Here is a 6,416-nt window from a genome sequence, read left to right as displayed (position 1 = left end):
GGGCGGGCCCCCGGCCGCGCCGGGCGGCGAGGGCGGCCAGCTCCGTCGTACGGCCGCTGCCGGGTGCACCGACGAGGCCGAGAACGGTGGCGGGGCCCTCGGAGAAGGCGGTGAACTCCCGTACGGCACCGACCCGTTCGACGGGCTCGGCGCCGGACGCCGCCACGGCTCCCGCGCTCGCCCCCGGCCCGTCCGAGCCCACCGTCGTGGCCATGAGCTCCAGCACCCCCGCCAGGTTCAGATCCGTCCCGTACGCCGGCACGGTCGCCGCGTTGCGTGCGAGCAGCTCGGCCAGCGGCTGCTCGGCCCGCCACCCGCGCAGGGGCACGGCGAAGCCGGTCGCCCGGTGCTGCGCCTCCAGGGCCGTGCCGAGGACGCCCACGACGGCGCCCGTGGTCATGTCGAGCACGGGTCCCCCGGCCGCGCCGCCGCCCAGCCTCAGCGCCTCGCTGCCGGCGGTGCCGATCGCCAACTCCAGGGCGCCGCGCAGCAGATGGAAACCGTCGGTCGCGGTGTACGTGACGTCCGCCGTGCCCAGCACCCGTGCCTCGCGCCAGCCGCCGGCCGCGATACGGACGTACGCTCCCGTCTCGACCTCCTCCCGCGGGGCGAAGGGCAGTGGGTCCACGCCCAGCCCCTGGGTGCGGATGAGCGCGAGATCGAGGGCGGGCAGCGGGGTGACCGCGTCGGACGACACCACGCAGACGCGGTCGCCGGTGGCGCGCACCACGATGCGGGCCAGTCCGTCCACCGCCTCGTGGCTGGTGACGACCGTGCCGTGGTGGTCGGCGACGAAGCCCGTGCCGCGTGGTCGTCCCGCCAGATCGCCGACCCGCACCAGGACTTCGTCCCGCGCCGCCCGGCGGCCGTCGTCGGTTGCCCGACGGCCCCGTACCGCCATGTCCTGACCTCCCCGTCGTACCTGTGTTCCGACGGTAGGCACGTGAAGATCAGCGGAACAGATCGCGCGACGAACGCGCCCCCTTCCGCTCCCTCGGTTCACTCCGAGCGCCTGCACGAAGGGGTGAATAGCCCCGAGCAGATGGATACACCTCTGGGTGGGGGAACCGAGGGGGGACCGTGGAGCGGCGGGAACAGCGACCCCGTGACCGCCGCTCCACGCTCCGCTGGGTCGAGCCGTGTAGTGCCGGGTGCCTGCGGCACCGGCCCGGCCAGGGGCTGCGCCCCTGACCCCCCGCCTGACAACTCGGGTCGCTGCGCTGGGTTCTGCGGGTGCGGGTCGTGCGTGGCTGATCGCGCGGTTCCCCGCGCCCCTGAAAAACCCGCAGTGCCCGTCGCCCACAAAGCCCGCAGGGCCCCGCGCGCTCACATGCCCGCAGAGCCCCCTGGGACCGAGCCGGAAGTCAGCCGAAGACGGCCAGGCTCTTCGCCTTGCCCTTGTGGCTTTCCACCAGGGCCAGGAAGCGGCCCGTGGGGTCGAAGACGGCAGTGGCGCCGCGGGTCGTGTACTCCTCGGGCATGTCCAGGCGGACGCCGTTCAGCAGGAGTCGGGCCCGCCTGTCGTCCACGTCCCAGCGCGGGAACGCGGCCGCGGCGGCCTCGGCGACCGGCATGACGGTCAGCTCCTGCTGGAGCTGGTCGAGGGTCCGCGCGGAGTCCAGCTTGTAGGGCCCGACGCGGGTGCGGCGCAGCGCGGTGAGGTGACCGCCGACACCCAGTCCGGCGCCCAGATCACGGGCGAGGGCGCGGATGTACGTCCCGGAGGAGCACACCACCGACACCACCAGGTCGAGGACGGGGGTGCCGTCCTCGGCGACGGCCTCGCGGACGTCGTACACGGCGAAGGAGGAGACGGTGACGGGCCGGGCGGGAATCTCGAAGTCCTCGCCGTCGCGGGCCCGTTTGTACGACCGCACTCCGTCGATCTTGATGGCGCTGACCTTGGACGGCACCTGCATGATCTGTCCGGTCAGCTCGGCCACACCGGCGTCGACCGCGTCCCGGGTGACCTTCGACGCGTCGACCGACGCCGTGATCTCGCCCTCGGCGTCGTCGGTGACCGTCGTCTGCCCGAGCCGGATGGTGCCGAGGTACTCCTTCTCCGTGAGCGCGAGGTGACCGAGGAGCTTGGTCGCCTTCTCCACCCCCAGGACGAGCACTCCGGTGGCCATCGGGTCGAGCGTCCCCGCGTGCCCGACCCGTCGGGTCCGGGCGATGCCCCGCATCTTGGCGACGACATCGTGCGAAGTGAAGCCCGACGGCTTGTCGACGATGACAAGGCCGTCGGGCGTGGTGTTCTTCTGGCGCTGCTGGGTCATTCGGCGGCGGCATCCTCGTCGTCATCGGCGTCGTCGCCCGGCTTGCGGTACGGGTCCGCCTCACCGGCGTACCTGGCCCCCGACGCGCTCTCGCGCACCGCGGCGTCCGAGGCACGCGCCTTGTCGAGGAGGTCGTCGATGGTCTTGGCGGTGTCCGGGAGGGCGTCGGCGACGAAGGTGAGCGTCGGCGTGAACTTCACGCCGGCGGCACGGCCGACCTCGGAACGGAGGATGCCCTTGGCGCTCTCCAGCCCCGCGGCGGCGGCCGCCCGCTCCTCGTCGTCGCCGTACACCGTGTAGAAGACGGTCGCCTCCCGCAGGTCCCCGGTGACCCGGGTGTCCGTGATGGTGACGTGTGAGCCGAGCCGCGGGTCCTTGATCCCGCGCAGCAGCTTCTGGGCCACCACCTCTCGGATGAGGTCCGCCAGCCTCTTGGCACGCGCGTTGTCGGCCACTGGTCCGTCTCCTAGCTCGTTCTGCGTGACTACTGCTTGTTCAACTGTCCCCGCGCCGCCGGTTCAGTCGTCGTCGCCGTGCAGGCGCCGTCGTACCGACAGCAGCTCGATCTCGGGGCGCGCGGCGACCAGCCGTTCGCACCGGTCCAGTACGTCGGTCAGGTGCCCCGTGTCACCGGACACCACTGCCAGACCGATCACGGCCCTACGGTGCAGATCCATATGGTCGACCTCCGCCACGCTCACCGCGAACTTGCGGTGCAGCTCGGCCACGATCGGGCGGACGACGGAGCGCTTCTCCTTCAGTGACCGTACGTCGCCGAGGAGGAGATCGAAGGACAGAGTCCCCACGTACATGTGTGTATCCGGTTCACCCGCCGGTACGGGATCGATGGCCCACCCGTAGCCGGGCGGCAACATCAGAACCGTACATCGAACCCGGTGGGTGGCTCGACGGGATTGTTTTCGCCCCCGCCGCCCCTACCCGTCCCGTCCTCCAGGGGCTGCGCCCCTTCGACCCCAGCGCGGGCGGGGCGGTTCGGAGTGGGTGGGTACGCGCGGGTGCGTGGGGCTTCTCGCGCAGTTCCCCGCGCCCCTTGAAGGCCTGCGGCCTCCTCAGGGACGCGGGGAACCGCGCGAAAAACGGCCACACCGGCCGGGGGCACCGAATGGCACCCCCGGCCGGCATGAACCGGCGGCTGCTACGACCGCGGCTTCTCGCGCATCTCGTACGTCGCGATGACGTCGTCGATCTTGATGTCGTTGAAGTTGCCGAGGTTGATACCGCCCTCGAACCCTTCGCGGATCTCGGTGACGTCGTCCTTGAAGCGACGCAGACCGGAGATGGTGAGGCTCTCCGCGATGACCTTGCCGTCGCGGACGAGGCGCGCCTTGGTGTTGCGCTTGACCTCGCCCGAGCGGACCAGGACACCGGCGATGTTGCCCAGCTTGGACGACTTGAAGACCTCGCGGATCTCCGCCGTGCCGAGCTCGACCTCCTCGTACTCCGGCTTGAGCATGCCCTTGAGGGCCGCCTCGATCTCCTCGATGGCCTGGTAGATCACCGAGTAGTACCGGACGTCCACGCCCTCGCGCTCGGCCATCTGCGCGGCACGACCGGCCGCGCGGACGTTGAAGCCGATCACGATGGCGTCGGAGCCCATCGCCAGGTCGATGTCGGACTCCGTGACCGCACCGACGCCGCGGTGCAGGACGCGGATGTCGACCTCTTCGCCGACGTCGAGCTGGAGCAGCGAGGACTCGAGGGCCTCCACCGAACCGGACGCGTCGCCCTTGATGATGAGGTTGAGTTCCTGCACCAGACCGGCCTTGAGCGCCTCGTCCAGGTTCTCCAGGGAGAACCGGACGCCACGCCGGGCGAAGTTGGCGTTGCGCTCGCGCGCCGCCCGCTTCTCGGCGATCTGACGGGCCGTACGGTCCTCGTCGACGACCAGGAAGTTGTCGCCGGCGCCCGGGACGTTGGTGAGACCCAGGACCAGGACGGGGGTCGAGGGACCCGCTTCCTCGACGTTGTTGCCGTTGTCGTCGAGCATCGCCCGGACACGGCCGTACGCGTCGCCGACCACCATCGTGTCGCCGATGCGCAGCGTGCCGCGCTGGACCAGGACCGTCGAGACGGCACCGCGGCCACGGTCGAGGTGGGACTCGATCGCGATGCCCTGCGCGTCCTGCTCCGGGTTGGCCCGCAGGTCGAGCGAGGCGTCCGCGGTCAGGACCACGGCCTCCAGCAGGCTCTCGATGTTGAGGCCCTGCTTGGCGGAGATGTCGACGAACATGGTGTCGCCGCCGTACTCCTCGGCCACGAGGCCGTACTCGGTCAGCTGACCGCGCACCTTGGTCGGGTCCGCGCCTTCGACGTCGATCTTGTTGACCGCGACGACGATCGGGACGTCGGCCGCCTTGGCGTGGTTGAGCGCCTCGACCGTCTGCGGCATGACGCCGTCGTTGGCCGCGACGACCAGGATCGCGATGTCGGTCGACTTCGCACCACGGGCACGCATGGCGGTGAACGCCTCGTGACCCGGGGTGTCGATGAAGGTGATCCTGCGCTCTTCGTCGTTGACCTGGGTGGCGACCTGGTACGCACCGATGTGCTGCGTGATACCGCCGGCCTCGCCCGCGACGACGTTCGTCTTGCGGATGGTGTCCAGCAGTCGGGTCTTACCGTGGTCGACGTGACCCATGACGGTCACGACCGGCGGACGCGCGACGAGGAACTCCTCGCCACCCTCGTCCTCGCCGAACTCGATGTCGAAGGACTCGAGCAGCTCGCGGTCCTCCTCCTCCGGGCTGACGATCTCGAGGATGAAGTTCATCTCGTCCGCGAGGAGCTTCAGCGTCTCGTCGGAGACGGACTGCGTGGCAGTGACCATCTCGCCGAGGTTCATCATCACGCCGACGAGCGACGCCGGGTTGGCGTTGATCTTCTCGGCGAAGTCGGTGAGGGACGCACCGCGCGACAGGCGGACGGACTGTCCGTTGCCGCGAGGCAGCATCACGCCGCCGACCGACGGGGCCTGCATGGCCTCGTACTCCTGGCGCCTCTGCCGCTTCGACTTACGACCGCGACGCGCGGGACCGCCGGGACGACCGAAGGCGCCCTGCGTGCCACCACGGGCACCCGGACCACCGGGACGGCCACCGAAGCCGGGACGGCCACCGCCGCCGGCACCCGGGCCACCGGGACGACCGGCGAAACCGCCACCGCCACCCGGAGCACCGGGACGACCGGCGAAGCCGCCGCCACCGCCGCCACCGGGACGACCGGCGAAGCCGCCGCCACCACCGGGACGACCGCCGCCACCGCCACCGGGGCGACCGCCGCCACCGGGACCGCGGCCACCGGGGCCACCGCCGCCGGGACGCGGGCCGGCAGCCGGACGCTGCGGCATCATGCCGGGGTTCGGACGGGGGCCACCGGGGCCGCCGCCGGGACGGGGACCGCCGCCCTGCGGACGGGGCATCCCGCCCGGGCTCGGACGGGCGCCGCCCGGAGCCTGCGGACGGGGACCGCCGCCGGCACCCTGCGGACGGGGCGCCTGGCCGGGGGCCGCGGGACGCGGACCGCCCTGGGCACCGCCGGGACCGCCCTGGCCACCAGGTCGGGGCGCGCCGCCGGGACGGGGGCCCTGCGGGCGACCCATGCCGGTGGAGCCACCGGAGGTGAAGGGGTTGTTACCGGGACGCGGACCCGCGGGACGGGCACCGCCCGGCTTGGGCGCACCGGGGCCACCGGGACGCTGACCACCGGGACGCGGCGCCTGGCCGCGGTCCGGACGGTCCTGGCGGTCCGGACGGTCCTGGCGGTCCTGACCGGGGCGCTGCTGGCCACCCGGACGCGGCGCACCCGGACCGGGACGAGCGCCCGGACGCTGGGACGACGGCGGAGCGGACGCGGCGGCCGGAGCCGACGGGGGCGCCGACGGGGGTGCCTGGAACTCGGGCACGCTCGGGGCCGGGGAGGCCGGAGCGGGCTTCGGCGCCGGCGGCTTGGGACCGGGCGTCGGGCGCGGACCCGGGGCCGGAGCGGCGGGCCGCTCGGCGGCGGGCGGCTTCGGCGCGGCCGGGCCGGGACGAGGCGCGGCCGGACGTGCGGCCTGCGCGGGAGAGGGGGCCGCCGGACGGGCCGGGGCGGCCCCCTCTCCCGCGCAGGCCGCACGTC

At 72.8% G+C, this 6,416-nt stretch carries 5 protein-coding genes; all 5 read right to left on the bottom strand.

The genetic code is table 11. The features are described from left to right. The coding region (locus P1P70_RS38185) for a trypsin-like peptidase domain-containing protein (protein WP_319245964.1) at positions 1 to 901 on the bottom strand (901 nt) is incomplete at its 3' end. A 463-nt stretch (positions 902 to 1,364) separates the two neighbouring features. Further along, positions 1,365 to 2,279 (bottom strand): tRNA pseudouridine(55) synthase TruB, encoded by a 915-nt coding sequence (gene truB / locus P1P70_RS38180; protein ID WP_319245962.1) that lies wholly within the window; start codon positions 2,277 to 2,279, stop codon positions 1,365 to 1,367. Further along, a complete protein-coding gene (rbfA, locus tag P1P70_RS38175) occupies positions 2,276 to 2,734 on the bottom strand; it encodes a 30S ribosome-binding factor RbfA (protein ID WP_319245960.1) in 459 nt (152 codons plus the stop codon). Before rbfA ends, truB begins: the two co-directional genes overlap by 4 nt. 63 nt (positions 2,735 to 2,797) lie before the next feature. Then, entirely contained in the window at positions 2,798 to 3,091 is a 294-nt protein-coding gene (locus P1P70_RS38170; RefSeq protein ID WP_215449266.1) for a DUF503 domain-containing protein, read from the bottom strand. Positions 3,092 to 3,435: 344 nt separating this feature from the next. Next, the coding region (gene infB, locus P1P70_RS38165; protein ID WP_319245958.1) for a translation initiation factor IF-2 at positions 3,436 to 6,416 on the bottom strand (2,981 nt) is incomplete at its 5' end.

It is taken from the genome of Streptomyces sp. MB09-02B (assembly GCF_033794485.1).
GTDB lineage: Bacteria > Actinomycetota > Actinomycetes > Streptomycetales > Streptomycetaceae > Streptomyces.
The sequence above is the reverse complement of the archived record's forward strand: the minus strand, read 5'-3'. Positions and strand labels throughout refer to the sequence as shown.